Source organism: Nocardioides sp. (genome assembly GCF_051876515.1).
Classification (GTDB): Bacteria; Actinomycetota; Actinomycetes; order Propionibacteriales; family Nocardioidaceae; genus Nocardioides.
Map to the genome: position 1 here is coordinate 1 of NZ_JBJEHY010000190.1, position 25,755 is coordinate 25,755.

Sequence of the window (25,755 nt, forward strand, 5' to 3'; positions counted from 1 at the left end):
ACGGGTGGAGAGGTCCTCCACCGGGCTGCTGGCTGTCGCGGTCGTCTCGAACATGGGTGCAACGCTAGGGACGCCCTCTGACACTCCGGGCGGGCAGTAGACCAGTGGTTTCACAGGCTCAACCGCCGCAGGACCCGGGCTCAACCACCGACCACCCGACAGGCTCAACCAGCGGTCGCGGCCGCCGCGAGCAGTCGCTCACACTCCGCGACGAGCCGCTCCCGGATCGGCGCCCCGCGCTCGCTGAACTCCCGCTGCCGGGCCACGTACTCGGCCTTGCCCTCGGCGGTTTCGATCTTGACGGGCGTCCAGTCCTCGCCCTCCGCGGGCTCGAGGCCCGAGAGGTCGTAGGGGGAGGCCCGCATGTCCAACGCCCTGATGTCCCACGCGAGCTCGAACGCCTCGGCGACGAGGTCCGAGCAGATCATCGGGCTGAGCCGGAACGCGTGCTTGTAGAGGTCCATGCCAGCGTGGAGGCAGCCCGGCTGTTCGAACTCCGGCCGGTCGTCGCGCGCTGGCTGGAGCGTGTTCAACGGTCGGGCCGGGGGAGTGAAGAAGCGGAACGCGTCGAAGTGCGAGCAGCCGATGCGGTGCGACTCCACGACCGCGTCGGTCCCGGTGCCGCCCAGGCGCAGCGGCCACGCGTTGTGGCGCACCTGCGACTCCTCCAGCCGGTAGACCATCGCCCACTCGTGCAGCCCGAAGCAGCCGTACGTCGCCGGCCGGGACGCCGTGGCGACCAGGAGGCGGCGGATCGAGGTGAGCACCGGCTCCTGCGAGGCGACGTACTCCTGCGTCACGGCGCCGCCGGCGTACCCCTTGACCCCGTCGTACGCGGGCGCCTCAGCCAGACGGACCCCGAAGCCCGGGTGCCAGCGCCGCAGCTGCGCGGGCCGCTGGGAGTAGTAGGTGAAGAGGAAGTCGTGCACCGGGTGCTTGACCGCGTCCTGCCGACGCGCCAGGTGGGGTGCCGTGTACGCGTCGATGCGGGAGGCGTGGGCCGCTGCCCGCGCCTGCCACTGCTCGGGGTCCAGCACCTGCGTCACGGCGCCAGCATCCCACCGGCCGCCGGGGCGCCGGAAATCCCGTGTGCGTGGGCGTCGGTGGTGGCCGATAGGCTGACCGGGTGCGTATCTGCAGGTTCACAGTCGGGGAAGAGCCGCTCTTCGGAGTGCTGACCGGAGACGTCGACGAGTACGGGCAACCGGCCGACGACGCTGTCATCGTCGGGTTGACCGGCGATCCGTTGTACGCGGGCATCCAGCCGCTCCAGACGGAGTACGCGTTCAGCGACGTCCGCCTGCTCGCGCCGGTCATCCCGCGCAGCAAGGTGGTCGCCATCGGCAAGAACTACGCCGCCCACGCCGCCGAGATGAACTCCGAGGTTCCCGAGCAGCCCTTGATGTTCATCAAGCCCAACACCTCGGTGGTGGGCCCCGGCGACCCGATCCTCTACCCGTCGCAGTCGTCCAACGTGCACTACGAGGGTGAGCTGGCTGTCGTCATCGGCCGCATCTGCCGCGACGTGCCGGCCGACCAGGCCACCGACGTGATCTTCGGGTACACCATCGCCAACGACGTCACGGCCCGCGACCTGCAGGCCAAGGACGTCCAGTTCACCCGCTCCAAGTCGTTCGACTCGTTCTGCCCGCTCGGGCCGTGGATCGAGACCGACCTGGACCCGCAGACCTTCAACGACGGCGTGTCCGTGCAGACGTTCCTCAACGGTGACGTGGTGCAGGACGGCACGACCGCCGACATGATCTTCGACATCCCGACCCTGGTCGAGAAGGTCTCCAGCGTGATGACGCTGCTGCCCGGCGACGTCATCCTCACCGGCACCCCCGAGGGTGTCGGTCCCATGCAGGTCGGCGACGAGGTCGAGGTCTCGATCGCTGGCATCGGTTCCCTGACCAACAAGGTGGCATCCCGTTGAGCAACGTCCGCGTCCGTTTCTGCCCGTCCCCGACGGGGTCGCCGCACGTCGGGTTCGCCCGCGCCGCGCTCTACAACTGGGTCTTCGCGCGCAAGCACCAGGGCACCTTCGTGTTCCGCATCGAGGACACCGACAAGGAGCGCAGCACCGAGGAGTCGTACGCCGCCATGGTCGAGACCATGCAGTGGCTCGGCCTCGACTGGGACGAGGGCCCCGGCAAGGAGGGTCCGTACGGTCCCTACCGCCAGTCCGAGCGCACCGACCTCTACCTCGACGTGCTCGCCAAGCTGCGTGAGTCGTCGTACACCTACGACTGCTTCTGCACCACCGACGAGGTGACCGCGCGCCGCAAGGCGGCCGGCTCCAAGGTGCAGGGGTACGACGGCTTCTGCCGCGACCTCTCCGTCGAGCAGCGTGCCGCGTTCGAGGCCGAGGGCCGCACCTCGGTCGTGCGCTTCCGGATGCCTGATGGGTCCGTCTCCTGGCGTGACCTGGTCCGCGGCGAGGTCACCTTCGAGACCGAGTTCGTGCCCGACTTCGCGCTCTGCCGCGCCAACGGCGACCCGCTGTACACGCTGGTCAACCCGGTCGACGACGCGATGATGCGGATCACCCACGTGCTGCGCGGCGAGGACCTGCTCTCCTCGACGCCCCGTCAGCTCCCGCTGCACGAGGCGCTGGTCGAGCTCGGCATCTCCGAGGGCGTGCCGGCCTTCGGCCACCTGCCGCTGATCATGGGCGAGGGCAACAAGAAGCTGTCCAAGCGTGACCCGCAGGCCCACCTGTTCATGTACCGCGACGCCGGCTTCCTCCCCGAGGGCCTGCTCAACTACCTGGCGCTGCTGGGCTGGGCGATCGCTGCGGACCGCGACGTGTTCGGCCTGGCCGAGATGGTCGAGGCGTTCGACATCGGCGACGTGAACCCCAACCCGGCACGCTTCGACCTCAAGAAGGCCGAGGCGATCAACGCCTCGCACATGCGGATGCTGGGACTGGACGACCTCACCCACCGGGTGCTGCCGTTCCTGAAGGCCGACGGGGTCGTCTCCGACCCGGTCTCCGACGCCGACGCGCAGATGCTCGAGCTGGCGATGCCGCTGGTCGCCGAGCGGATCAACAAGCTCACCGAGGCCTCCGAGATGCTCGGTTTCCTCTTCGTTCCCGAGGCCGAGTTCACGCGCACCGACGAGATCGACGAAGCGGGCCGCGAGATCGTCCAGGCCGCGTACGACGCGCTGGCCGCGCTCGGCACCTGGTCGACCGCCGACATCGAGGCAGCCCTGCGGGCGAAGCTGATCGACGAGCGCGGGCTCAAGCCGCGTCACGCCTTCGGCCCCGTACGCATCGCGATCTCGGGCCGCAAGGTGTCGCCGCCGCTCTTCGAGTCGATGGAGCTGCTCGGGCGCGAGCGTTCCCTCACGCGCCTGCACGACGCGCTGTTCTGAGCCGGGGATGAGTACGGCTCCGCTCCCGACCGCCGGCGCTCCGGCCCAGCCGGTCCGGCAGGTCCTGCACTACGACCAGCTGCACCGCCTGGGCCTCCACAGCTGGTGGCGTGCCCTGCTGGGCATCGCCGTGGTCGGGATCGGGGTCTTCGGGCTCGCCTCGGTGGTGCTGCTGCTGCCGTTCGGGCTGTGGCTGGTGGCCACGGGCCAGCCGCTGGCCGACGGTCTCGACCGGCTCCTCGACCTGTCCGACCCCTCGCCGGCGACCCTGGCGTACATCAACCTGTCCCTGATCTCGGCGATCCCGCTGGTGTGGTTCGCGACGCGTGTCCTGCACGGCCTGCACATCGGCTGGGCCTCCTCGGTCTTCCGGCGCCTGAGGTGGAAGTACCTGCTGGCGTGCCTGGTGGCCGCCTTCGTCGCCCTGACCGCGACGTTGGCGGTGGGGGCGTTCCTGCCGGTGGACAACGCCACGGGCATGGAGACCAGCCTCAACGAGTTCACCTCGACGACGCGGGACTTCCTGCTCGTCGTCGTGCTGCTCACCCCGTTCCAGGCTGCCGCCGAGGAGTACCTGTTCCGGGGCTACTTGCTGCAGGTCGTCGGGGGAGTGGTGGGCGCCCGTGCGTTCTCGGTGATCGGCTCCGCGGTGCTCTTCGCCCTCGCCCACGGGCTGGGGCAGAGCTGGCCGATCTTCATCGACCGGCTGGCGTTCGGGCTCGTGGCGGGCACCCTCGTGGTCCTCACCGGCGGGCTGGAGGCGGGCATCGCCATGCACGTCCTCAACAACGTGGTGGCGTTCGGGATCGCGCTGGCCTTCGGCGACATGGCCTCGGCCCTCAACCCGACCGAGGGGTCGTGGTGGATGCTCACGACGACGCTGACGCAGTCGCTGGTGTACCTCGGTCTGGCGGTCCTGCTGGCCAGGTGGATGGGGGTCTCGGCCACTGTGTCGGCACCCGTTTTGGAGCCCGGCGCGAGGCCAGTGTAGAGTTTCGACTCGGTTCCCCCGGGAGCCACCAGGGAGATCGGATCCCCTCGTCTGCGAGAGGAATCGATACCCCTATGGGGTATGGTGTAATTGGCAGCACGACTGGTTCTGGTCCAGTTAGTCGAGGTTCGAGTCCTTGTACCCCAGCTCAGTCACGAGGTTCCTCGGGACTGTCGGAGCCCTCAGGCTCCGCGCCCCGGTCGTCTAGCGGCCTAGGACGCCGCCCTCTCACGGCGGTAGCGTGGGTTCAAATCCCATCCGGGGTACAGATCAACTCCCGGCCCACTCCTGTGGGCCGGGAGTTCTGCGTTGTGCGCCCGACCGGTCACAGTCGACGAGGCTGTGACTGCACGCACACCACCTCGATGTGCGCCCAGCGCGGCGCATGGTTTATGGTTTTCCTCGTTGCCCGCAAGGGCACACGCCCCGGTCGTCTAGCGGCCTAGGACGCCGCCCTCTCACGGCGGTAGCGAGGGTTCAAATCCCTTCCGGGGTACAGATCAAGTCCCGGACCCACCCAGTGGGTCCGGGACTTAGTCGTTCCGGAGGTCCCACGGGCGCGACCTGCAGGCGACACACTGGGGCGGTGGCCGGACATGAACAGGACATGAGCCCACCACGTGCACCTGATCCTCTCGCGCCGGCCCCCGCCGTCGAGGGTGACGCGGCCCGGCAGGCAGCCTTTCGGGAGCTGTACGCCACCACCTACGCCGACGTCCACGCGTTCGTGCGGCGACGGGTCCACCCCTCGCACGCCGAGGACGTGGTCGCCGACGCGATGGTGGTCGCCTGGCGTCGCTTCGACGAGGTGCCCTCGGCGCCCGGTGAGGCGCGGGCCTGGCTGTTCGGGGTGGCCCGTCACGTGATGCTGAACGCCGACCGGGGCCAGCGCCGCCGGGACGCGCTCGCCGTCCGCGTGGCCGACGCCCTCGGGGCCACCACGACGGACGAGGCCGCGCGGGTCGTCGAGCGCCTCGACCTGGTCGCCGCCTGGCGGCGCCTGGCCCCTAGCCACCAGGAGGCGTTGGCGCTCACCGTGTGGGACGGCCTCACCTCCTCCCAGGCGGCCACGCTGCTGGGCATCTCGCCCGTCGCGTACCGGCTGCGCCTGACCCGGGCCCGCCGCGCCCTGCGTGCCCACCTCGACCACCTGCCCGCCCGTGCGGAGACATCCGCACGTGGCTGCGAAGGAGAGCTCTCATGAACGACCTCGACACCCGGCTCCGCCGGCTCGACCCCGCCCGCGTCGCCGGCACCACCGCCGGGGAGGACGGCCTGTCCCCGCGGGCGCTGGCCGATCTCGACCGCATCGTGGCCACCGACCCCCGAGACTTCCCGCGGGCTGCGGCGCCGCGGAGTGCGCCGCACCGACGTGGACGGAGGCTGGCCGTGGTCGGCGTGGCCGCCGCGGCCCTCGTCGTGGGCGGTGCCCTGCTGCCTGCGCAGCTCCTCGACGACGGCGACGCGGCGTTCGCCACCTGGACGGCCGTGCCCAGCGGAATGACCCCCTCGGAGGCCGCGGATGCTGCCCAGGAGTGTCGGGAGTCGTCCGCGGACGCCTGGGAGGGGACGGGACCCGTTGACGCCGAGGTCGCGGTCGCCGACCGTCGGGGCGTGTGGACGACCGTCATGCTCGTGGGTCGGGACGGCTTCTCCGCACTCTGCGTCAGCGACTCGAGCGCGGGCCCGCTCGCCGGGGGATCCTTCGGCTACGTCGGCGACGGGCCGGGCGAGGCGGTGGGGGAGCGTGCGCTCCGTGCGATGGTCCTCGGCACCGGGATGATCGACGGCCGGGAGGTGTCGATCGTCGCCGGTCTGTCCGGGGCCCAGGTGAGCGAGGTCGTGTACGAGTCGGCCGAGCACGGCCAGGTCCGGGCCGAGGTCTCCAAGGGCGCCTTCGCGCTGTGGATGCCCGGCGACGAGCTGGGGGACGGTGGCTCGGCGGACCTTGCCGTCACCTTCCGGGACGGCTCACGCGGCCGTGTGACGGTCGATCTGCCGGACCTGCCGCCGACGGAGTGAGCAGGTGGTCGGTCCGGGGCCGTCGCGTACGGCTCAGGACCGACCACAGCCGTGTCCGATTTCCGCCAGTACGACCGGGGTCCGTCCGGCAGACTGGGGGCGTGAGCAACCCGGCCGACACCCTCGACGACGCCTCGCGCTACCGCGCGGTCAGCAGTCGTGACCGCCGGTTCGACGGGGTCTTCTACACCGCCGTGCGGACCACCGGAATCTACTGCCGTCCGTCGTGCCCGGCCCGTACGCCGGCCGAGGCCAACGTGACGTTCCACCCGACGGCCGCCTCCGCGCAGGCGGCCGGGTACCGCGCCTGCAAGCGGTGCGCGCCGGACGCCACGCCCGGGGCGCCGGGGTGGGACGTCGACGGGGACCTGGCCGGGCGTGCCATGCGCCTGATCGCCGACGGCCTCGTGGACCGCGAAGGAGTCGAGGGGCTGGCAGGCAGACTCGGGTACACCCCGCGCCACCTCTCCCGGCTGCTCCAGGGCCAGCTCGGCGCCGGACCGCTGGCGCTCGCGCGGGCCCGCCGCGCGCAGCAGGCGCGCGTCCTCATCGAGGGGACCGACCTGCCGTTCGCGGACGTCGCGTTCGCGGCCGGCTTCGCCAGTGTCCGCCAGTTCAACGACACCGTCCGCGAGGTGTACGCCAGCACCCCCTCCAGCATGCGGGGGAGCAGGCGCTCACCGGACGCGGCGGGTCGGGTCGAGGTGCGGCTGCCGGTGCGCACGCCGTACGCGGGCCGTGCCCTGCTCGACTTCCTGGCCGTGCGCGCCGTCCCGGGGGTCGAGGTGGTCAGCGGGAGGACGTACTCCCGCACCCTGCGGCTGCCCCACGGCACGGGCGTGGTCAGCCTCGAGCTCCCGGACGTGAGCGAGGCCGGGGAGACGGCCCACGCCCGCGCCCGCTTCGTGCTCAGTGACCTGCGTGACCTCGGGGCCGCCACTGAACGGGTGCGTCGCCTCCTCGACGCCGACTGCGACCCCGTCGCCGTCGCCGACGTGCTCTCCCGCGACGGTCGTCTGGCTCCGTTGGTCCGGGCTGTGCCGGGCCTGCGGGTCCCCGGTCACGTGGACGGCCACGAGGTCGCCGTACGGGCGGTCCTCGGCCAGCAGGTGACGGTGGCGGCCGCGCGTACCCACGCGGCCCGTCTGGTGGCGGCCGCCGGTGACGCCGTCGAGACCGGCGTCGACGGCCTGACCCACCTCTTCCCCGACGCGGCCAGCGTGGCCGAGGTCGATCCCTCGGTCCTCGCCATGCCGCGGGCCCGAGCGTCAGCCCTGCGCGGGATGTGCGCGGCCCTGGCCGCCGGGGAGGTGGACCTGGGACGGGCCACGCCACGCGACGACGTACGCGCCTCGCTGCTCGCGCTGCCCGGCATCGGTCCGTGGACGGCCGACTACGTGGCGATGCGCGCACTGGGGCACCCTGACTGCTTCCTGCCGCGCGACACCGGCACCCGCGACGCGTTCACGGCGCTCGGCCTCGATCCGGGCCTCGCCGACGAGACCGCCCAGGCGTGGCGCCCCTGGCGCAGCTACGCCCAGATGTACCTGTGGCAGAGCCACACCCTGCCCGCCCGACCGGAGGAGAAGCCCTGATGTGGACCGTTGTCGAGTCGCCGATCGGTGACCTGCGGATCGTGGAGCACGGTGGTGCGATCACCGCCATCAACTTCTCGCCGTTCGGGGACCTGCCCGACGGGCAGCCGCTGGGCGGCCGCGCGGACGACCTCCCCGTCCTGGTCGAGGCGGTACGCCAGCTCGGCGCCTACTTCGCCGGTGAGCTGAAGGAGTTCGACCTCCCCCTCGCCCCGGTGGGGACCGAGTTCCAGCAGCAGGTGTGGGCCGAGCTGAGGTTGATCCGCTTCGGCGAGACCGCCTCGTACGGCCAGATCGCCCAGCGGCTGGGCCGCACCAACGCCGCCTCCCGGGCGGTCGGGCTGGCCAACGGCCGCAACCCGATCCCCGTGGTGGTGCCGTGCCACCGGGTGATCGGCAGCAACGGGACGCTCACCGGGTACGCGGGCGGACTGGAACGCAAGCAGGTGCTGCTCGAGCTGGAGCAGGACGCGCTGTTCTGAGGTGCAGGTCCCGGGCGCTGCATCCCCGGAGACGCAGGAGGGGCCACGACCGGTGCGGTCGTGGCCCCTCCTGGCACGCGGCTGTCAGCTGGCGCCGACAGGCTCCGGGGTCAGGTCGTCGCCGGATGCCGGGTCGACGACCTCGCCCTCGACGACCTCGCCCTCGCCGCCACGCGGCGACCCGCCCGCGCGCGGGACGTTGGCCGGGGGACGGGCGTTGCTGCGGTTGAGCCAGGGGTCGACCACCAGGACGTTGAGCAGCAGCCCGACCGCGCCCCAGACGGCCAGGACGAGCAGGTTGTGCCCGAGGCCCTCGTTGCCGAAGTAGACCATCGACCGGGCGATGTCGACCGCCGCCGGCAGCGGCAGGTACGCGGTGAGGTCGCGGAAGATCTCCGGCACCATGTAGACCGACAGGCCGCCACCGGAGGCCGGGACGCCGGCGAGCATGGCGATGACCATGACCGGGAGCAGCGCCATCAGGCCGATCGGACGTACGAGCAGCGCGCTGAACCAGGCGACGCAGAAGACCGTCACCGCCCCGACGCCGATCATCTCCAGCGCGTGGCCGTTGACGGCGCCGATGAGGACGTCGAAGAGGAACCACAGCCACACCGAGATCCCGACCGACCAGCCCGCCACCATCGGCAGCAGCTGACGGGTCCGGGTGATCTCCGGTGCCCCGCCGCGCAGGACGGCGAAGAAGAGGAAGCCGGCCATGATCCAGCTCATGCCCGTGTAGAGGCTGTTGGAGCTGTTGGTGTCGTTCTCCGTGAGGGGAGCGATGTCGTCGATCACCAGCGGGGTCTGGCTCGCGGCCGCGACCGGGGTGAAGACCTGGGTCACCACGTTCTTCTGCGCCGCACCGGCGCCACCGGCGGTGACGAGGGTGGCCTCGCCGCCCTGCTCGGTCGGCAGGACGTACGCCGCGACGACCTCCTGGGTACGGACGAGCTCGGTGGCCTCCTCGCGGTCCTCGACCTCGGTGAAGGTCAGGATGCCGTCGGTCTGCTCGGCCAGCCCGGCCACGAACTGCTCGGTCGCGACGGCGGGGCCCACGACGGCCACCGGCATGTCGCGCACGGTCGGCTGGTGCATGGAGAAGCCCATGAGAGTGACGACGGTGGCCACGATCGCGAGCGGGAACGCGGTCACCGCGACCAGGCGCAGCTTGTAGTGGGCCGCGGGCCCACCGGCCAGGGCGGGCAGGGGAGCCTCGCGGTCGTGGTAGAGCGGGCCACCGACGATCTCGTGGCCCTTGCGCTCACGCAGGGCGCACAGCAGCAGGGAGACGACGAGCCAGCCCGCGATGACGAGCAGGTGCTGGACGGCCTGGGAGTCCTCGAAGTAGATGAACGCGCGCAGGGCCTCGCCGGCCTGGCCCAGCGGCAGCACGCCGTGGAGCCACTGGAAGAAGCCGGGCATGGAGGCGGTCGGCATGGCAAGGCCCGAGGAGGGGACGCCGAAGATGACGAAGATCAGCATGCCGGGCAGCACGCCCATCGCGCCCATCACCTTGCTGAAGAGCAGCTGGCAGGTGCTGACGGCGAGGATGGTCAGCGTGCCGGTGCCGAGGAAGGCGAGGTAGTGGCCCTCCACCGCACCCACGATCGGGCCGAGGATGGTCCAGATGATCGTGCTCACCGCGGCGGCCCAGCCGACCGCGATGGGGACGAACCGGCGCAGGCGCAGCAGGTTCGGGGTCGCCTGGATCATGCCGGACAGGGGCACGTAGCCGGCCAGGACCATGCCCATGGCGGCGAAGAGGACGAGCGTCCCCGAGCCGTCGCCGTCCGTGACCGGGACGAGGTCCTCGGTCGCGGTCTGCCAACCGTTGCCCGCGAGAGTGGGGAGCACCTTGGTCGAGACCAGGCTCGACTGGGACACACCGGCGGCCGACGCGGTCAGCACCGTCGCAGACTGGTTCTCGCCGAGGACGACCGCCCCGGCGACCTCGCGGTCCGTGACCAGTTCGCGGGCCTCATCGGCCTCGACCACGCGTACGTCGAGGGCGCCGTCCGTGCTCGCCTCGAGCTGCGTCGCGACGTCCCCGGCGCCCGGGCCGGCGACCGCGACGGGCAGGTCGCGGGGCTGCGGGTCGTGCATGGTGCCCATGTACGTCGCGTACATCATCGTCACCATCAGGAACGGCATGACGAACAGGGCGGCGAGCCGGCCCTTGCGGGCGGCCGGTGACTCAGGCGGTGCGGGTGGGTACTTCTCCGCGATCGGCGTCTGCTCGGTCTCCAAGGTGTCTCCTTCGAACGGGTGCCTCCGCGCGGGCCGGTGGGCTCGTACGGGCAAGGAGACGAGTTTATAAGCCAAGTGGCTTATATCGGAAGGGGTCGGTACTGTGGCGCCGACCACCCGGCGGGAGACAGGAGTGCCGATGCCCCGCGCTGACGCGAGCGAGCCGCTGCTCGACGCGGCCGAACGCCTCTTCGCCCAGCAGGGGATCGCGCAGGTCTCCGACCGGAAGATCGCGGAGGCGGCCGGCAACAGCAACCACTCCGCTGTGCGCTACTACTTCGGCGGCCGCGACGGGCTGCTGGAGGCGATGCTGCAGCGCCACAGCGAGGCCACCCAGCCGATCAGGCGGAGGCTCTTCGAGGAGTCGACGTCGCTGGAGGGGGACATCCGCGCGATGGTGCTCCCGCAGGTGCAGGTGCTGGCCGACCTGGGCACGCCGAGCTGGCGCGCCCGCTGCATGGCCCTGGTCTACCAGGACCCCGTGGCACGCCAGCTGATGCAGCGCGAGGGGCAGGACCCGGTGACCGGGCGGACCATCTTCGCCTCGGTCGCGCGTCGGCTGGCCCACCTCGACCAGGAGGTCGTGACCTCGCGTGCCCGCCTGATGGGCCACCTGATCATCACGTCGTGCTCGGTCATCGAGGAGCAGCAGGAGAAGGACGGCGTGCCGGCGGCGTGGACCCGGGCCGGGTGGTTCCTCTCCGACGCGGTCGCCGGGATGCTCCAGGCGCCGATCTCGGTTCCGCCCGAGGGCTGAGGGGCAGCAGACCTCAGGTCGTGAGGCGCGGAGCCCTGGCGAACGGGCGGCGCCAGATCCCCAGCGGGATCCCGACCACGGCCGGGGCGATCACCAGCGCAGCCATGAAGAAGTCAAGGTCGGGCCGGAATGTCACCAGGTCGGTCAGGGCGCGCTCGCCGTCGGTCCAGTTGGTGACGACGTTGGAGACGACCGCGAACAGTGCAGCGGTGCAGGCCCACACGATGGCTGACACCCACCACCGGTTCCGGCAGGCGTCCCAGATGGCCCAGAAGAAGGTCACGCCCATGACGGCGGCGAACGCCATGAGGCCGGCGCCGATGTTGGCATCGGCGGTCGGCGCCACGGCGTCGATGAGCCAGATGAGACCGTAGCTGGCGACGGTCAGGACGACGGTGCGCAGAGCGACGCCCAGAACGCCGGAGGCCACGGACAGTGCAGGAGAGGTGTTCATGGCTCCATGCTGCTCCGTCGCGGGCGCGCGCCCCCTGTGTACGGGCACTCAGATCGTGGCAGGCGAACCCTCAGTCGCTGGCGGCGCGGCGCAGGGACTCGGAGAGCCGCTCGGCCGCGGCGAGGACGGCCGGCGCGTGCATCCTGCCCGGCTGGCGCGAGAGGCGCTCCAGCGGGCCGCTGACGGAGACGGCGGCGATCACCTTGCCGCCGGGGGAGCGGACCGGCGCCGAGACGGAGGCGACGCCCTGCTCACGCTCACCCACGCTCTGCGCCCAGCCGCGGCGGCGGATGCCGGACAGCGCGGTGGCGGAGTACGCGGCGTTCTGCAGGCCCCGGTGCATCCGCTCCGGGTCCTCCCAGGCCAGCAGCACCTGGGCTGCCGACCCCGCGCGCATGGTGAGCTGTGAACCGACGGGGATGGTGTCGCGCAGGCCCGAGGGGCGCTCGGCGGCCGCGACGCAGACACGGTGGTCTCCCTGGCGGCGCCACAGCTGGGCGGACTCGCCGGTGATGTCGCGCAGGCGCGCGAGGACCGGACCGGCGGCGGCGAGCAGGCGGTCCTCGCCGGCGGCGGCGGACAGCTCGGCCAGGCGGGGGCCGAGCACGAAGCGCCCCTGCATGTCGCGGGCCACCAGCCGGTGGTGCTCCAGCGCCACTGCCAGACGGTGTGCGGTGGGTCGGGCGAGACCCGTGCCCGCCACGAGTCCTGCCAGTGTGGCCGGTCCTGCCTCGAGGGCTGCGAGCACCAGAGCAGCCTTGTCGAGGACGCCGACTCCGCTAGAGTTGTCCATATGCCAATACTGCCGTCTCACAACATGGGATGCAAGAGGTAGTGTGCGGTGTCATCAATTGGACCAGACATGAAGGAGACCGTCATGGGCAAGACCCTGGCTGAGAAAGTGTGGGACGAGCACGTCGTCCGCAGTGCGCCGGGAGAGCCCGATCTTCTCTACATCGACCTCCACCTGGTCCACGAGGTCACCTCGCCGCAGGCCTTCGACGGCCTGCGCCTGGCCGGTCGGCCGGTGCGTCGCCCCGACCTGACCCTGGCCACCGAGGACCACAACGTCCCCACGCTCGACTGGGACAAGCCGATCGCCGACCCGGTGTCGCGCACCCAGATCGAGACGCTGCGCCGCAACTGCGAGGAGTTCGGCGTCCGGATCCACCCGCTCGGCGACATCGAGCAGGGCATCGTCCACGTCGTCGGCCCGCAGCTGGGTCTGACCCAGCCCGGCATGACGATCGTGTGCGGCGACTCGCACACCGCCACCCACGGCGCGTTCGGCGCCATCGCGCACGGCATCGGCACCTCCGAGGTCGAGCACGTGCTGGCCACCCAGACGCTGCCTCAGGCCAAGCCGAAGACGTTCGCCGTGACCGTCAACGGGTCGCTGTCCGAGGGCGTCACCGCCAAGGACCTGATCCTCCACATCATCACCAAGGTCGGCACGGGCGCCGGCATGGGCTACATCGTCGAGTACCGCGGCCAGGCGATCCGCGAGCTCTCGATGGAGGCCCGGATGACCGTGTGCAACATGAGCATCGAGTGGGGCGCCAAGGCGGGCATGATCGCGCCGGACGAGACCACGTTCGCCTACCTCAAGGACAAGCCCGAGTCGCCCAAGGGCGAGGAGTGGGACAAGGCCGTCGAGCACTGGCGCACGTACGTCACCGACGAGGACGCCACCTTCGACAAGGAGGTCGTGATCGACGCGGCCGACGTCACGCCGTGGGTCACCTGGGGCACGAACCCCGGACAGGGCGCCCCGCTGGGCGGCACCGTCCCGGCGCCCGAGGACTTCGAGGACGCCATCGAGCGCGTCGCCGCCGAGAACGCCCTGTCGTACATGGCGCTGGAGGCCGGCACCCCGCTGCGCGAGGTGGCCATCGACACCGTCTTCGTGGGCTCCTGCACCAACGGACGCATCGAGGACCTGCGCCTGGCTGCCGAGGTCCTGAAGGGCCACACCGTCGCCGAGGGCACCCGCATGCTGGTCGTCCCCGGCTCGGCCCGGGTGCGCCTGGAGGCGGAGGCGGAGGGCCTGGACAAGGTCTTCATCGAGGCCGGGGCCGAGTGGCGCGGCGCCGGGTGCTCGATGTGCCTGGGCATGAACCCGGACCAGCTGGCTCCCGGTGAGCGCAGCGCGTCCACCTCCAACCGCAACTTCGAGGGCCGCCAGGGCAAGGGCGGTCGTACCCACCTGGTGTCGGTCCCGGTGGCCGCCGCCACCGCGATCCGCGGCACCCTCTCGTCCCCCGCCGACCTCGCGCCGGCCACGGTCTGAACGGAGACTCGACCATGGAGAAGTTCACCACCCACACCGGCGTCGGTGTGCCGCTGCGACGCAGCGACGTCGACACCGACCAGATCATCCCCGCCGAGTACCTCAAGCGCGTGACCCGCTCGGGCTTCGAGGACGGCCTGTTCTCCGCGTGGCGCAAGGACGAGTCGTTCATCCTCAACCAGGAGCCGTACAACGCCGGCACGATCCTGGTCGCGGGCCCCAACTTCGGTACGGGTTCCTCCCGCGAGCACGCCGTCTGGGCTCTGCAGAACTACGGGTTCCAGGTCGTCATCTCGCCCCGCTTCGGCGACATCTTCCGCGGCAACTCCGGCAAGGCCGGCCTGCTCACCGTCCAGCTCGACGAGGACGTGGTGGTGAAGCTGTGGGAGTACCTCGAGGCCGACCCGGGCGCGAGCATCACGGTCGATCTGGAGAACCGTACGGTCAGCGCGGGCGACGCGATCAGCGTGTCGTTCGAGATCGACGAGTACGTCCGCTGGCGCCTGCTCGAGGGGCTCGACGACATCGGGATCACGCTGGGCCACGACGCTGACATCCGCGCCTTCGAGGCGAAGCGGCCCTCCTGGAAGGCCGCCACTCTCTGAACCACCACCGACGGGGCCGGCCCGGGCACACTGCCCGGACCGGCCCCGTCGGCGTTCGGGAATGACGGGCGCGCCGGTGCCGTGTCCTCGTTGTCACCCGGGCCGCCTGGGCCTAGCGTGCATTCAGGAGCGTCGGGCAGTCGGTCCGACGTGGCCGTCGGAAGGCAAGGCAATGAACAAGACCCAGCTCATCGACGCGCTGGCCGAGCGGTTCGAGGGGAACCGCAAGATGGCAGCCCACGCCCTGGAGTCGGTACTCGACACGATCACCCGCGAGGTCGCCAAGGGGGAGAAGGTCGCCATCACCGGCTTCGGCTCCTTCGAGCGCGCCGTGCGCAACGCCCGCTGGGTCCGCAACCCGCAGACGGGCGAGCGGATGAAGGCGAAGAAGAAGGCCGTCCCCAAGTTCACCCCGGGCGCCGACCTGCGCAACGTCATCTCCGGGGCCAAGAAGCTGCCCAAGCTGACCGCGGCCACGATGCCGAAGCCGCCGGCGTCGGTACGGATGGTCGCCTCGGTGGCCACCGCGCCCGCCAAGGCCGCGGCCGCCGTCGCGGTCTCCGCCACCCGTCGCCCCGCCGCCTCCGCGAAGAAGGCGGCGGCTCCGTCGGCCACCACGACCACCACCAAGAAGGCGCCGGCGAAGAAGGCCCCGACCACCACGGCCGCGAAGAAGGCCCCGGCGAAGAAGGCCGCGACCACCACGGCCGCGAAGAAGGCCCCGGCGAAGAAGGCCGCGACGACCACGGCCGCGAAGAAGACGCCGGCCAAGAAGACCGCGACCACCACGGCTGCCAAGAAGGCCCCGCCCACGACCGCCGCCGCGAAGACCGCGAGCACGTCGGCCGCCAAGAAGACGACGGCCAAGAAGGCGCCCGCCAAGAAGAGCACGGCCAAGAAGAGCACGGCCAAGAAGAGCACGGCGAAGAAGGACACCTCGGCCCAGTGAGCCGGGGCCGCCAGGCCCCATGCAGCCTCCGGCAGCGCTCAGACGGCGCGGCCGGAGGCTGCGGCCGTGTGGGGGCCGAGTCCGAGCACCATGGCGACCCCGAGGTCGGCGACGGTGTCGACGTCGCGGCGCAGTGAGGCCAGGTCCGTGCCGACCTCCCGCGCCCCGGCCGAGGCGTGGGCCTGCGCGGAGTCCTGGCCGAACCGTGGGCGGAACTGGGAGGTCGGGGCCGAGTACAGCGTCGTCCCGGTGCCGGCTGCGTCGCGTACGAAGGCTGCCGACCCCGTCAGCGCCGACAGCGCCGTGGCCAGGTCCTCCGGGGTCAGGCAGGGCAGGTCGGCGGTGAGCGCCACCGGGCGGGCGCCCGGCCAGCGGCGAGCCGCCTCGAGCGCCGCCTGCCGCAGGGAGCCGTTGAGGTCGTTGGTGACCCCGTCCGGGATCACCGCGCAGCCGAGGCCGAGGAGCCTCCTGGCGAAGTGGTGGTCGTCGGTGACCGCGAGCACCGCGTCCACGGCCGGGCAGTCCAGAGCAGCGCTGGCGGTGTCGAGCGCGAAGGCTGCGGCCAGGGTCGCCCGTTCGTGGTCGGGCAGACCGACCAGACGTGACTTGCCGCGCCCCGGCGGCTTCACCGGCAGCAGGACGACGCAGGCTGGCGCCACGGAGTTCTCGGACATCGTGGCGATTCTCCCATCCGGGCGACACTGTGGTGTCCGCCACCTGTCCTCGGAGGGCACCGAGTAGCCTGCTGCGCGACGCACCGTGCGTCACCGACGGCCGGTCGCCGGCAGAGGAGGACTGAGGTGCGCGTCCGCGAGCTCGACCACCATCGCAACTGGGCGTACACCGTCGCGGTCCTCATCATCAAGCCCGTCATGGTCCCGTTGACCCGGCGCCGCTGGATCGACCGCACCAAGATTCCTGCTCGCGGAGGGTGCGTGGTCGCGATCAACCACATCTCCCACGCCGACCCCCTGCTGAGCGCCCAGTTCGTGTACGACCAGGGTCGTCTGCCGCACTACCTCGCCAAGTCGGGGTTGTTCCGCAACAAGCTGTTGGGGTGGTTCCTGCTCAGCGCCGGCCAGATCCCCGTCGAGCGCCTCACCACGCACGCCGTGGGCGCCTTCGACGCCGCCGTCGAGGCGGTCCGCGAGGGCAAGTGCGTCGTCGTCTACCCCGAGGGCACGCTGACCCGCGACCCCGACCTGTGGCCCATGAAGGGCAAGTCCGGAGCGGCGAGGATCGCACTGGCCACCGGGTGCCCCGTCATCCCCGTCGGCCAGTGGGGAGCCCACGAGCTCCTCGCCCCGTATGCCAAGCGCCCCCAGTTCTTCCCGCGCAAGACCATCGCCATGAAGGTCGGCGACCCCGTCGACCTCACCGACCTCGTCGCCGTCGGGACCACCCCGGAGACGGTCAACCGCGCCACGGAGCGGATCATGGCGGCGATCACCACCTTGGTGGAGGATCTGCGCGGCGAACGCGCGCCCGCCGAACGCTTCGACCCCCGCAAGGCGGGGGTCAAGGAGATCGGCAACCCCAACCAGAAGCAGCGCCGCCGGGCATGGCGTCCGGCGCGCAGGAGCACCGCAGCACAGGAGGACACGTGAGCAAGGTCGCCGTCTTCGGCAGTGGATCGTGGGGTACGGCGTTCTCCGTCGTGCTGGCCGATGCCGGCAACGACGTCTCGATGTGGGCCCGACGCGCCGAGGTCGTCGACAACATCAACACCCGGCACGAGAACACCGACTACCTGCCGGGCATCGAGCTGCCGCACGCCATCCGTGCGACCACGGACCCGGCAGAGGCGGTGGACGGCGTCGACGCGATCATCCTCGCGGTGCCGTCGCAGACGTTGCGGGAGAACCTCACCGCCTGGGCCCCCGTGCTGCCCGAGGTGCCGCTGGTCTCCCTGATGAAGGGCGTCGAGCTCGGCACCCTCAAGCGGATGAGCGAGGTCGTCGCCGAGGTCACGGGCGCCGGACCCGAGCGCATCGCCGTCATCAGCGGCCCCAACCTGGCCATGGAGATCGCCCGTCGCGAGCCCGCCGCCTCCGTGGTGGCCTGTGAGGACGAGGCGGTCGCGCAGCGTCTGCAGCAGATGATCCACTCGCCGGCGTTCCGGCCGTACACGTCCGTCGACGTGCTCGGCTGCGAGCTCGGCGGGGCGTACAAGAACGTCGTCGCCCTGTGCGTCGGCATGGCGGTGGGGCTCGGGTTCGGCGACAACACCACGGCGTCGCTGATCACCCGCGGCCTGGCGGAGACGGCTCGGCTGGCGATGGCCCAGGACGCCAACCCGCTGACGCTGATGGGCCTCGCCGGGCTGGGAGACCTCGTCGCGACCTGCTCGTCGCCACTCTCGCGCAACCGCACGTTCGGCGAGAAGCTCGGGCAGGGCATGACGGTGGAGGAGATCTACGCCTCGACCCGTCAGGTGGCCGAGGGTGCCAAGTCCTGCAAGTCGATCCTCGCGCTGGCCCGCGCCAACGACGTGGACGCCCCGATCGCGGAGGCCGTCGACGCGGTCGTCGACGGACGGATGACGGCGCTGGAGATGATGGACGTCTTCATCGCCCGCGAGACCAAGGCCGAGACGGACTGAGGACGTACGGGCGCCGCTGACCAGCGGCGCCCGGGGACTCAGACCAGGTCGTCCAGGGCGCCCGCGAGGTCGTCCCACAGGTCGTCGACGTCCTCGATGCCGACCGACAGGCGCACCAGCGCGTCCGGGATCGTGGCCGGCTCGGTCTTCCAGCGCCGCCGCCGCTCGAAGGTGGACTCCACCCCGCCGAGCGAGGTGGCGTGCACCCACAGCTTCGTCTTGCGCGTCAGCAGGTCGGCGGCCATGGCGCCCTGGGCCAGCACGATCGAGACCATGCCGCCGAAGCCCGGGTAGCGCACCTCGGAGACGGCCGGGTGCTGCCGCAGCCGCGTGACGAGCTCCTGGGCGTTGGCCTGGGCGCGCTCGACGCGCAGGTGCAGCGTCCGCATGCCGCGCAGCGCGAGCCAGGCCTCCATCGGGCCCGGGACGGCGCCGATCAGGTCGCGGCGGCCCTTCAGCACGGCGTACAGCTCCGGGTCGCGGGTGCAGATCGCCCCGAGGAGGACGTCGCTGTGGCCGGCCAGGTACTTGGTGCCGGAGTGGACCACCAAGTCGACCTCGTCGTCCAGGGGCGTCTGCAGCAGGGGAGTGGCGAAGGTGTTGTCGACGACCACGTACGCGCCCGCCTCGTGGGCGGCGGAGGTGATGGTCGCGATGTCGGCGATCTCGAGTGCCGGGTTGGTCGGCGACTCCAGCCACACCAGGGCCGCGTCGCTGCACGCCGCCACGACCTCGTCGGTGTCGGAGATGTCCACCAGGTGCGCCACCAGACGGCCGCGGGCCTCCAGGTCGGCGAGCTGCATGACGGTGCCGTTGTACGCGTGCCGCGGGGCGACCACGGTGCCGCCGGTGCCCACCAGGTCGAGGACCGTGGCCACGGCGGCCAGCCCCGAGGAGAAGGTCAGGCACTGGCCGCCCTCCAGGCCGCCGATGGTCTCCTCGAGCGCCTCCCAGGTCGGGTTGCCGTAGCGGCCGTACTCCAGGTCCCCGCCAGCCACGTACGTGGAGGCCAGCGTCACCGGCACGTTGAGCGGTGCGTCGGGCTCGCGGGCGGGGCGGCCGGCGGTCACGGCGACGGTGGACGGCTTCAGCGGACGGGACACGGGGGAGTCGGAGGCCATGACGACCAGCGTAGGTGGGTAGGGTCGTGCGCGATGAACGAGCCCACCAGCCGCAAACCCCGCGTCGCCGTCGTCTTCGGCGGCCGCTCCAGTGAGCACGGCATCTCGTGCGTGACGGCCGGCAGCGTGCTGGCCGCCATCGACCGCTCGAAGTACGACGTCGTACCGATCGGGATCACCCCGGACGGGAGGTGGGTGCTGGAGGCGGACGAGCCGGCCCGCCTCGCGATCAGCGGCAGCTCGCTGCCCTCGGTCGACGCTTCCGGGCCGGCCGTGCAGCTCGTCGGCACCGGCGAGAGCCACGAGCTCGTCGTGAGCGAGCCCAGCAGCGTCCCGACCGTGCTGGGGGAGGTCGACGTCGTCTTCCCGCTCCTCCACGGGCCGTGGGGGGAGGACGGCACCATCCAGGGCATGCTCGACCTCGCCGGGGTGCGCTACGTCGGCTCGGGGGTCCTGGCCTCCGCGATGGGCATGGACAAGGTCTACATGAAGATCGCCCTGGAGGCCGCAGGGCTGCCGGTCACCGACGGCATCGTGGTCACCCGGCGCGAGTGGGAGCACGACCGCGACGCTGCCGTCGACCGGATCGAGGCGCTCGGCTTCCCGCTCTTCACCAAGCCGCCGCGCAGCGGCTCGAGCATCGGCATCAGCCGGGTCACCTCGCGCGAGGAGATTTCCGAGGCGGTCGAGCTGGCGCTGCGCCACGACGCCAAGGTGCTGGTCGAGGTCGGCATGGTGGGGGCGCGCGAGATCGAGTGCGGTGTGCTGGGCGCACCCGACGGTGGCGCGCACGCGAGCCGTACGGGCGAGGTGCGGGCCGGCGGCGAGCACACGTTCTACGACTTCGAGGCCAAGTACCTCGCCGACCAGCAGACGCAGATCGACATCCCGGCCAACCTGCCGGACGCGGTCGAGGACGAGCTGCGGTCGATGGCCGTACGGGCCTTCGAGGCGCTGTCGTGCGAGGGCCTGGCCCGGGTGGACTTCTTCCTGATGCCCGACGGGGAGATCCTCATCAACGAGCTCAACACGATGCCCGGCTTCACGCCGACGTCGATGTACCCGCAGATGTGGGCGCAGGCCGGGGTCGACTACCCCGAGCTGATCGACCGCCTGGTCCAGCTGGCGCTGGGTCGCACGACGGGGCTGCGCTGACCCTCTGGCGGGTCACAGGCAGCGTCACAGGCAGGCGAGGCCCTCGCCGAGCTCGTCGTTGAGCACGGCCGCGAGCTCCGTGAGCGCGGTGTCGGTGCCGGCGAGGCGTTGGTCGGCGGGCGCGAAGAGCTGCACGTACGGCTCGTGCGACAGCGCCACGGCCAGCAGGTCCTCGCTGAGGTCGGTGAGGCTGGCCGCCGGGACGTACCAGCCGACGCCGCCCACCTCGTGGCAGTCGGCGGTGGGTTGGTAGTCCTCGGGCTCGTCCACGCCGCAGGTGACCTCGACGTCGCCGTACGTCGCCACGCGGTCGCTGCGGTCGGTGACGTCGGAGCCCAGCAGGGAGTCCGGCAGCGCCGCGATGACGCGTTCACACGTGGCGGCCGCGTCGGCGTCGAGGTCGGCGAGCTCCGGCTCGGAGGAGCACGCGGAGGTGGCGGCCAGCAGCAGGAGGCCGCAGAGGAGTGCCCCCGACCTGGCGGGCCGGGGAAGGGTGAGAACGACCATGTCTCAGATGTGCACCACGGGGCACGTCAGCGTGCGGGTGATGCCGTCGAGGTTCTGCACCTTGGACACCACCATCTTGCCGAGCTCGTCGACGTTGCGGGCCTCGGCCCTCACGATCACGTCGTAGGGGCCGGTGACGTCCTCGGCCAGGGTGACGCCGGAGATGTCGGCGATGGCACGGGCGACGTCTGCGGCCTTGCCGACGTCGGTCTGGATCAGGATGTAGGCCTGGACGACCATCGGGACTCCTCGGACTCGGCGGATGCGGCCCGGTCCACGTTACCCGGTGGTCCTCGGGGTGGGAATGCGTCGCCCGTGCGGGCATCTGATGGGATGGCGTCATGACGTTGTCACCTGGAGCGACCCTGGCCGACGTGGGCGAGTTCGGCCTCATCTCCGAGCTGGTCAAGGTGTTCGGCCAGAACGACGAGGTCCTCGTGGGCCCCGGGGACGACGCGGCCGTGATGCGGGTGCGCAAGGGGCACGTCGTCGTCTCCACCGACCTGATGGTCGAGGGGCGCCACTTCCGGCGCGAGTGGGCCAGCGCCCGCGACGTCGGGCACCGCGCAGCCGCGCAGAACCTGTCCGACATCAACGCCATGGGCGGGCGGGCCACGTACCTGACCGTGGGACTCGCCGCCCCTGCCGACCTCGAGGTCGAGTGGGCGCTGGAGTTCGCGGAGGGGGTCGCGGAGGAGGCCGCCGCCGTCGGTGCGGTGGTCGTGGGCGGGGACCTCACCCGCGCCGCGGAGGTCGTGATCTCCATCACCGTGCTCGGCACCTGCACCGTCAGCCCCGTGCTGCGCTCGGGTGCGCGCCCGGGCGACGTCCTGGCTCTGCACGGCAGGCAGGGGTGGGCGGCCGGCGGCCTGGCGGTGCTCGGCCGCGGCTTCCGTTCCCCACGGGTGCTGGTCGAGGCCTACCGGCGCCCCGAGCCGCCGTACGACGCCGGTCTGCAGGCAGCCGAGGCGGGCGCCACGTCGATGATCGACATCTCCGACGGGCTGCTCTCCGAGGTCGGGCACCTCGCCTCGGCCAGCGGCGTGGCCATCGACGTGCGCAAGGACGCCTTCGACGTGCCCGAGCCCCTGCACGCGGTGGGTGCGGCGCTGGGGGCGGACCCGATCAGCTTCGTCCTGTCCGGGGGAGACGACCACTCCCTGCTGGCCACGTTCGCCGGCCGCGCCGCGGTGCCCGAGGGATGGACGGTCGTGGGCGAGGTGTCGGCCGGTCAGGGCGTCACCGTGGACGGCGCGGCGTACGAGGGTGCGACCGGCTGGACGCACTTCTGAGGGGAACTTTGACACGTTGTAGGGGTTGCAACCCCTACAACGTGACGAAGTCCCCGCCTGGGCGGGGACTTCGACACCGGGGGAGAGCCCCGAAATGACAGAACCCCGCTGCAAGCAGCGGGGTCGAGTCGTGTGTGCTCAGGTCAGCGGGAGACCTTGCCGGCCTTGAGGCAGCCGGTGCACACGTTGAGGCGCTTGGGCGTGCCGTTCACCGTGGCCCGGACGCGCTGGATGTTGGGGTTGAAGCGACGCTTCGTGATCTTGCGCGACCAGGGACGGTTGTTGCCGAAGCCCGGCTTCTTGGCGCAGATGTCGCAGACGGCAGCCACCGTGCACTCCGATCCGTTCGAGGTAATAGGTCCACACAGCCCGCACCGTTTCTGGCGCAGGCAACCGCACAAGAGTATCCGAACCTCCGGCACCACATGAAATCGAGGGGTGCCGAGTCCGGGGCGACTACCCTGAACCACTCACACACGTGGCGCGACAGGAGCGAAACGAACCGCATGGAGACCGTACCCCAGGGGATCACCGTCGACGTGATCGCACGGTTCGTCGACATCGCCACCGACGCTCTCTCGCTGGCCCGCGAGGAGATCGACGCGCTCAACGTCTACCCGATCCCCGACGGTGACACCGGCACCAACATGTTCCTCACCGTCTCGGCCGCCCGCGACGGACTGCGCGACGCCCGCTCGGGCGGCGCCGAGGTGGACCTGCCCGAGGCGCTCGCGATCGTGTCGCGGGCCGCGCTCATGGGGGCGCGCGGCAACTCCGGGGTGATCCTGAGCCAGATGCTGCGCGGGTTCGCGGGTCGGCTGCAGGGCGGCGAGGTCGAGGAGACGCGCTCGCAGGCCTGGGCCCGCGCGCTCGTGGCCGGCACGGACGCCAGCTACGCAGCGGTGGGTACGCCCGTGGAGGGGACCATCCTCACCGTCGCCCGTGCCGCCGCCGACGCGGCGACCGCTCTGGTCGACGCCGACCCGACCGTCTCCTCGCGTCAGGCTGTGGTGGTGGCCGCCGCGGCGGCCCGTGAGGCGCTCGCCCGTACGCCCGAGCAGCTCCCGGCCCTGGCCGCGGCGGGGGTCGTGGACGCCGGCGGACGAGGCCTGTGCGTGATCCTGGACGCGGTCGAGACGCTTTCGACGGGTCGCCGACCGATGGCCGTCCCGCACGCCCCGGGTGTCCGCACCATCCCGGTCGCGCTCGTCCCCTCCGACGACCTCAGCGAGGACGGGCCCGCGTACGAGGTGATGTACCTCCTCGACGCCGACGACGACCGGATCGCCGACCTGCGCGCACGCCTCGCCGGACTCGGTGACTCGCTCGTGGTGGTCGGGGGCGACGGTCTGTGGAACGTCCACGTGCACGTCGACGACGTGGGGGCCGCGATCGAGGCCGGCATCGAGGCCGGGCGCCCGCACCGGGTGAAGGTCACCCACTTCCACGAGCAGGTCGTCGAGGCCCGCCAGCGCAACGCCCCGCGCACGGGTCGTCGCGTGGTCGCGGTGGCGGCGGGTCCGGGTCTGGCCAACATCTTCTCCGAGGCGGGGGCCACCGTCGTGCTCGGCGGTCCGGGCGCGCGCCCCTCGACCGGCCAGTTCCTCGCCGCGATCAACGAGTGCGGCGCCCACGAGGTGGTGCTGCTGCCCAACGACGGTGAGTCGGTACGTGCCGCCGAGATCGCGGCGCACACCGCGCGGGACGAGTCCGGTCTCAAGGTCGAGGTCATCGCTACCAGCGCGCAGGTCCAGGGGCTGGCGGCCATGGCCGTGCACGAGCCGGGGCGTTCGTTCGACGCCGACGTGCGCGAGATGACTGCGACGGCGCGCCACGTGCGCCACGGGGCCGTCACCGTTGCGGCGAGACAGGCGATCACGATGGCCGGCCCGTGCGAGCCCGGCGACGTCCTCGGCGTGATCGCGGGTGACTTCGCCGTCGTGGGCCAGGACCTCGTGACGGTGGCCCGGGAGATCGTCGAGCGGCTCCTGGCCGGCGGCGGCGAGCTGGTCACGGTCGTGGCGGGCGAGGGCGGCACGGAGCTGGCCGAGTCGGTCGCGACGCTGGTCGAGCGCGCCCACCCCGCCGTCGACGTGGTGACCTACGACGGCGGGCAGGACCGGTACCCGCTCCTGGTGAGCGTGGAGTGATGGCTGGCATCACCACCGAGTCGTCCCTGGCCACGGTCTTCGGCCGCTCCGCCAAGAAGCGCAAGGCGGTCGAGGAGGGTCTGGGCCTGCGCACCGTGGGGGACCTGCTCCACCACTTCCCGCGCCGCTACGTCGAGACCAAGGACGTCTCGACCGTCGAGCGGCCGCTGCCCGGCGAGCACCTCACGGTGGTGGGGGACGTGGTGAGCAGCAAGGTCTCCGCCTTCACGCGCGGCAACCGGCGCCAGTACCGCACCGAGGTCCGGATCCGCACGCACGGACCGGACTTCTCGGTCACCTTCTTCAGCCCGTACGCCCAGCAGGCCGAGGGGTACACCGCCGAGTTCTCGCCGGGCTCGCGCGGGGTGTTCACCGGTCAGGTCAAGCAGTTCGGCGGCCGGTGGCAGCTGGAGAAGGCCCACGGTCAGCGGATCGACGCCGACGGCGGCGCCCTGATGAGCAAGCTGATCCCGGTCTACCCGCTCACCGCCGGGCTGTACTCGTGGGACCTGCAGAAGGTCATCGGTACCACCCTCGACCTGGTCGAGGAGCTGCCGGACGTCTTCGACGCCGAGCTGCGGGAGGCGTACGAGCTGGTCGACGTGCGGCAGGCGCTGCGCTGGATCCACGCCCCCGACGAGTGGAGCCAGGTCGGTGCGGCCCAGAAACGGTTCCGGTTCGCCGAGGCGCTCGTGCTGCAGCTCGTCCTGGCCCGACGACGTGCGGAGCTGCGGGCCCGCGGGTCGCAGGCCCGGGCGGGGCGCGTCGACGGGTTGCTCTCCGCCTTCGACGCCCGTCTGCCGTTCACGTTGACCGACGGCCAGCGCCGGGTGGGGGAGCAGATCGCCGCCGACCTGGCCCAGCCGCACCCGATGAACCGGCTGCTCCAGGGCGAGGTCGGCTCCGGCAAGACGCTGGTCGCGGTGCGCGCCATGCTGCACGCCGTCGACTCCGGCGGCCAGGCGGCCCTGCTCGCCCCGACCGAGGTCCTCGCCGCCCAGCACCACCGTTCGATCAGCGCCATGATGGGCGACCTGGCGCTCGGCGGGATGCTCGGTGCCCCCGCCGAGGCCACCCGGGTGGCGCTGCTCACCGGCTCCACGCCGAAGGCGGTCCGGGAGGAGGTGCTCGCCGCGGTCGCGGCCGGTGAGG

26 protein-coding genes and 3 tRNA genes are annotated in these 25,755 nt (G+C 71.7%); 20 read left to right on the plus strand and 9 right to left on the minus strand.

Annotation, left to right across the window (positions count from 1 at the left end; genetic code table 11):
• Positions 1-164: 164 nt before the first annotated feature.
• On the minus strand, positions 165-1,046 hold the full coding sequence (locus ACI379_RS14065; protein WP_439792723.1) for a 3-methyladenine DNA glycosylase: 882 nt from the start codon (positions 1,044-1,046) through the stop codon (positions 165-167).
• An 80-nt stretch (positions 1,047-1,126) separates the two neighbouring features.
• Here ACI379_RS14065 and ACI379_RS14070 point away from each other — a divergent pair, with 80 nt between their 5' ends.
• The 10 genes from ACI379_RS14070 (at position 1,127) to ACI379_RS14115 (ending at position 8,471) form a co-directional block, all read left to right on the plus strand.
• Positions 1,127-1,936 carry a fumarylacetoacetate hydrolase family protein gene (locus ACI379_RS14070; protein WP_439792724.1) on the plus strand — a complete coding sequence of 270 codons (810 nt, stop codon included), beginning with the start codon at positions 1,127-1,129 and terminating at the stop codon, positions 1,934-1,936.
• Positions 1,933-3,381: a glutamate--tRNA ligase gene (gltX, locus tag ACI379_RS14075; RefSeq protein ID WP_439792725.1), complete on the plus strand. Its 1,449-nt coding sequence runs from the start codon at positions 1,933-1,935 to the stop codon at positions 3,379-3,381. Before ACI379_RS14070 ends, gltX begins: the two co-directional genes overlap by 4 nt.
• 7 nt (positions 3,382-3,388) lie before the next feature.
• Positions 3,389-4,372 carry a lysostaphin resistance A-like protein gene (locus ACI379_RS14080; RefSeq protein ID WP_439792726.1) on the plus strand — a complete coding sequence of 328 codons (984 nt, stop codon included), beginning with the start codon at positions 3,389-3,391 and terminating at the stop codon, positions 4,370-4,372.
• Between the two features lie 75 nt (positions 4,373-4,447).
• A tRNA-Gln gene (locus tag ACI379_RS14085) sits at positions 4,448-4,519 on the plus strand.
• 46 nt (positions 4,520-4,565) lie between these two features.
• Positions 4,566-4,638 (plus strand) — tRNA-Glu (locus tag ACI379_RS14090).
• Positions 4,639-4,795: 157 nt separating this feature from the next.
• Positions 4,796-4,868 (plus strand) — tRNA-Glu (locus ACI379_RS14095).
• A 111-nt stretch (positions 4,869-4,979) separates the two neighbouring features.
• Positions 4,980-5,576, plus strand: coding sequence for an RNA polymerase sigma factor (locus ACI379_RS14100; RefSeq protein ID WP_439792727.1), 597 nt, complete (start codon positions 4,980-4,982; stop codon positions 5,574-5,576).
• On the plus strand, positions 5,573-6,394 hold the full coding sequence (locus ACI379_RS14105; protein ID WP_439792728.1) for a hypothetical protein: 822 nt from the start codon (positions 5,573-5,575) through the stop codon (positions 6,392-6,394). Before ACI379_RS14100 ends, ACI379_RS14105 begins: the two co-directional genes overlap by 4 nt.
• Before the next feature lie 101 nt (positions 6,395-6,495).
• The gene (locus ACI379_RS14110; RefSeq protein WP_439792729.1) at positions 6,496-7,989 is read left to right on the plus strand and encodes an AlkA N-terminal domain-containing protein; all 1,494 of its coding nucleotides are present in this window, start codon (positions 6,496-6,498) and stop codon (positions 7,987-7,989) included.
• Positions 7,989-8,471, plus strand: coding sequence for a methylated-DNA--[protein]-cysteine S-methyltransferase (locus tag ACI379_RS14115; RefSeq protein ID WP_439792730.1), 483 nt, complete (start codon positions 7,989-7,991; stop codon positions 8,469-8,471). Before ACI379_RS14110 ends, ACI379_RS14115 begins: the two co-directional genes overlap by 1 nt.
• 84 nt (positions 8,472-8,555) lie before the next feature.
• On the opposite strand, the gene ACI379_RS14120 is transcribed toward ACI379_RS14115, so the two are convergent.
• Positions 8,556-10,721 (minus strand): ABC transporter permease, encoded by a 2,166-nt coding sequence (locus ACI379_RS14120; RefSeq protein ID WP_439792731.1) that lies wholly within the window; start codon positions 10,719-10,721, stop codon positions 8,556-8,558.
• A gap of 139 nt (positions 10,722-10,860) precedes the next feature.
• Between ACI379_RS14120 and ACI379_RS14125 the strand changes: the two genes are divergently transcribed.
• The gene (locus ACI379_RS14125) at positions 10,861-11,478 is read left to right on the plus strand and encodes a TetR/AcrR family transcriptional regulator (RefSeq protein WP_439792732.1); all 618 of its coding nucleotides are present in this window, start codon (positions 10,861-10,863) and stop codon (positions 11,476-11,478) included.
• A gap of 13 nt (positions 11,479-11,491) precedes the next feature.
• Here ACI379_RS14125 and ACI379_RS14130 read toward each other — a convergent pair whose 3' ends face one another.
• Positions 11,492-11,932, minus strand: a complete 441-nt coding sequence (locus tag ACI379_RS14130; protein WP_439792733.1) for a hypothetical protein — start codon at positions 11,930-11,932, stop codon at positions 11,492-11,494.
• Positions 11,933-12,002: 70 nt separating this feature from the next.
• Positions 12,003-12,725, minus strand: coding sequence for an IclR family transcriptional regulator (locus tag ACI379_RS14135; RefSeq protein ID WP_439792734.1), 723 nt, complete (start codon positions 12,723-12,725; stop codon positions 12,003-12,005).
• A gap of 84 nt (positions 12,726-12,809) precedes the next feature.
• Between ACI379_RS14135 and leuC the strand changes: the two genes are divergently transcribed.
• The 3 genes from leuC to ACI379_RS14150 all read left to right on the plus strand — a co-directional run bounded on the left by leuC (position 12,810) and on the right by ACI379_RS14150 (position 15,776).
• A complete protein-coding gene (leuC, locus tag ACI379_RS14140; RefSeq protein WP_439792735.1) occupies positions 12,810-14,222 on the plus strand; it encodes a 3-isopropylmalate dehydratase large subunit in 1,413 nt (470 codons plus the stop codon).
• Between the two features lie 14 nt (positions 14,223-14,236).
• A complete protein-coding gene (gene leuD, locus ACI379_RS14145; protein ID WP_439792736.1) occupies positions 14,237-14,827 on the plus strand; it encodes a 3-isopropylmalate dehydratase small subunit in 591 nt (196 codons plus the stop codon).
• 172 nt (positions 14,828-14,999) lie between these two features.
• Positions 15,000-15,776, plus strand: coding sequence for an HU family DNA-binding protein (locus ACI379_RS14150; RefSeq protein ID WP_439792737.1), 777 nt, complete (start codon positions 15,000-15,002; stop codon positions 15,774-15,776).
• 38 nt (positions 15,777-15,814) lie between these two features.
• On the opposite strand, the gene cofC is transcribed toward ACI379_RS14150, so the two are convergent.
• Complete coding sequence (cofC, locus tag ACI379_RS14155) at positions 15,815-16,450, minus strand: 2-phospho-L-lactate guanylyltransferase (protein ID WP_439792738.1); 636 nt, start codon at positions 16,448-16,450, stop codon at positions 15,815-15,817.
• A 126-nt stretch (positions 16,451-16,576) separates the two neighbouring features.
• Here cofC and ACI379_RS14160 point away from each other — a divergent pair, with 126 nt between their 5' ends.
• Together ACI379_RS14160 and ACI379_RS14165 are read left to right on the plus strand one after the other, a co-directional pair.
• Positions 16,577-17,383 (plus strand): lysophospholipid acyltransferase family protein, encoded by an 807-nt coding sequence (locus tag ACI379_RS14160; RefSeq protein ID WP_439792739.1) that lies wholly within the window; start codon positions 16,577-16,579, stop codon positions 17,381-17,383.
• Positions 17,380-18,378 (plus strand): NAD(P)H-dependent glycerol-3-phosphate dehydrogenase, encoded by a 999-nt coding sequence (locus tag ACI379_RS14165; RefSeq protein WP_439792740.1) that lies wholly within the window; start codon positions 17,380-17,382, stop codon positions 18,376-18,378. The genes ACI379_RS14160 and ACI379_RS14165 overlap by 4 nt, the downstream gene beginning before the upstream one ends.
• A 38-nt stretch (positions 18,379-18,416) precedes the next feature.
• Here the strand turns inward: ACI379_RS14165 and ACI379_RS14170 are convergent, their stop codons facing one another.
• Positions 18,417-19,499: a trans-sulfuration enzyme family protein gene (locus ACI379_RS14170; protein ID WP_439792741.1), complete on the minus strand. Its 1,083-nt coding sequence runs from the start codon at positions 19,497-19,499 to the stop codon at positions 18,417-18,419.
• A gap of 33 nt (positions 19,500-19,532) precedes the next feature.
• On the opposite strand from ACI379_RS14170, the gene ACI379_RS14175 reads away from it, so the two are divergent.
• A complete protein-coding gene (locus ACI379_RS14175; RefSeq protein WP_439792742.1) occupies positions 19,533-20,654 on the plus strand; it encodes a D-alanine--D-alanine ligase family protein in 1,122 nt (373 codons plus the stop codon).
• Positions 20,655-20,678: 24 nt separating this feature from the next.
• Here ACI379_RS14175 and ACI379_RS14180 read toward each other — a convergent pair whose 3' ends face one another.
• The gene (locus ACI379_RS14180) at positions 20,679-21,161 is read right to left on the minus strand and encodes a DUF3515 family protein (RefSeq protein WP_439792743.1); all 483 of its coding nucleotides are present in this window, start codon (positions 21,159-21,161) and stop codon (positions 20,679-20,681) included.
• Between the two features lie 3 nt (positions 21,162-21,164).
• The gene (locus ACI379_RS14185) at positions 21,165-21,401 is read right to left on the minus strand and encodes an Lrp/AsnC family transcriptional regulator (protein WP_439792744.1); all 237 of its coding nucleotides are present in this window, start codon (positions 21,399-21,401) and stop codon (positions 21,165-21,167) included.
• A gap of 101 nt (positions 21,402-21,502) precedes the next feature.
• Here ACI379_RS14185 and ACI379_RS14190 point away from each other — a divergent pair, with 101 nt between their 5' ends.
• A complete protein-coding gene (locus ACI379_RS14190; RefSeq protein WP_439792745.1) occupies positions 21,503-22,453 on the plus strand; it encodes a thiamine-phosphate kinase in 951 nt (316 codons plus the stop codon).
• A gap of 143 nt (positions 22,454-22,596) precedes the next feature.
• Here the strand turns inward: ACI379_RS14190 and rpmB are convergent, their stop codons facing one another.
• The gene (gene rpmB / locus ACI379_RS14195; protein ID WP_056602600.1) at positions 22,597-22,782 is read right to left on the minus strand and encodes a 50S ribosomal protein L28; all 186 of its coding nucleotides are present in this window, start codon (positions 22,780-22,782) and stop codon (positions 22,597-22,599) included.
• Between the two features lie 177 nt (positions 22,783-22,959).
• Between rpmB and ACI379_RS14200 the strand changes: the two genes are divergently transcribed.
• Entirely contained in the window at positions 22,960-24,603 is a 1,644-nt protein-coding gene (locus ACI379_RS14200; protein ID WP_439792746.1) for a DAK2 domain-containing protein, read from the plus strand.
• On the plus strand, positions 24,603-25,755 hold a 1,153-nt coding region (locus ACI379_RS14205), incomplete at its 3' end, for a DEAD/DEAH box helicase (RefSeq protein WP_439792747.1). The genes ACI379_RS14200 and ACI379_RS14205, both read left to right, overlap by 1 nt.

Excerpts from the sequence above, each read along its gene's own strand:
- ACI379_RS14080 (WP_439792726.1), top strand. The coding sequence starts at position 3,389 with ATGAGTACGGCTCCGCTCCCGACCGCCGGCGCTCCGGCCCAGCCGGTC.
- ACI379_RS14100 (WP_439792727.1), top strand. The coding sequence starts at position 4,980 with ATGAGCCCACCACGTGCACCTGATCCTCTCGCGCCGGCCCCCGCCGTC.
- ACI379_RS14105 (WP_439792728.1), top strand. The coding sequence starts at position 5,573 with ATGAACGACCTCGACACCCGGCTCCGCCGGCTCGACCCCGCCCGCGTC.
- ACI379_RS14115 (WP_439792730.1), top strand. The coding sequence starts at position 7,989 with ATGTGGACCGTTGTCGAGTCGCCGATCGGTGACCTGCGGATCGTGGAG.
- ACI379_RS14125 (WP_439792732.1), top strand. The coding sequence starts at position 10,861 with ATGCCCCGCGCTGACGCGAGCGAGCCGCTGCTCGACGCGGCCGAACGC.
- ACI379_RS14130 (WP_439792733.1), bottom strand. The coding sequence starts at position 11,932 with ATGAACACCTCTCCTGCACTGTCCGTGGCCTCCGGCGTTCTGGGCGTC.
- ACI379_RS14135 (WP_439792734.1), bottom strand. The coding sequence starts at position 12,725 with ATGGACAACTCTAGCGGAGTCGGCGTCCTCGACAAGGCTGCTCTGGTG.
- leuC (WP_439792735.1), top strand. The coding sequence starts at position 12,810 with ATGGGCAAGACCCTGGCTGAGAAAGTGTGGGACGAGCACGTCGTCCGC.
- leuD (WP_439792736.1), top strand. The coding sequence starts at position 14,237 with ATGGAGAAGTTCACCACCCACACCGGCGTCGGTGTGCCGCTGCGACGC.
- ACI379_RS14150 (WP_439792737.1), top strand. The coding sequence starts at position 15,000 with ATGAACAAGACCCAGCTCATCGACGCGCTGGCCGAGCGGTTCGAGGGG.
- cofC (WP_439792738.1), bottom strand. The coding sequence starts at position 16,450 with ATGTCCGAGAACTCCGTGGCGCCAGCCTGCGTCGTCCTGCTGCCGGTG.
- ACI379_RS14170 (WP_439792741.1), bottom strand. The coding sequence starts at position 19,499 with ATGGCCTCCGACTCCCCCGTGTCCCGTCCGCTGAAGCCGTCCACCGTC.
- ACI379_RS14175 (WP_439792742.1), top strand. The coding sequence starts at position 19,533 with ATGAACGAGCCCACCAGCCGCAAACCCCGCGTCGCCGTCGTCTTCGGC.
- ACI379_RS14180 (WP_439792743.1), bottom strand. The coding sequence starts at position 21,161 with ATGGTCGTTCTCACCCTTCCCCGGCCCGCCAGGTCGGGGGCACTCCTC.
- ACI379_RS14185 (WP_439792744.1), bottom strand. The coding sequence starts at position 21,401 with ATGGTCGTCCAGGCCTACATCCTGATCCAGACCGACGTCGGCAAGGCC.
- ACI379_RS14190 (WP_439792745.1), top strand. The coding sequence starts at position 21,503 with ATGACGTTGTCACCTGGAGCGACCCTGGCCGACGTGGGCGAGTTCGGC.
- ACI379_RS14200 (WP_439792746.1), top strand. The coding sequence starts at position 22,960 with ATGGAGACCGTACCCCAGGGGATCACCGTCGACGTGATCGCACGGTTC.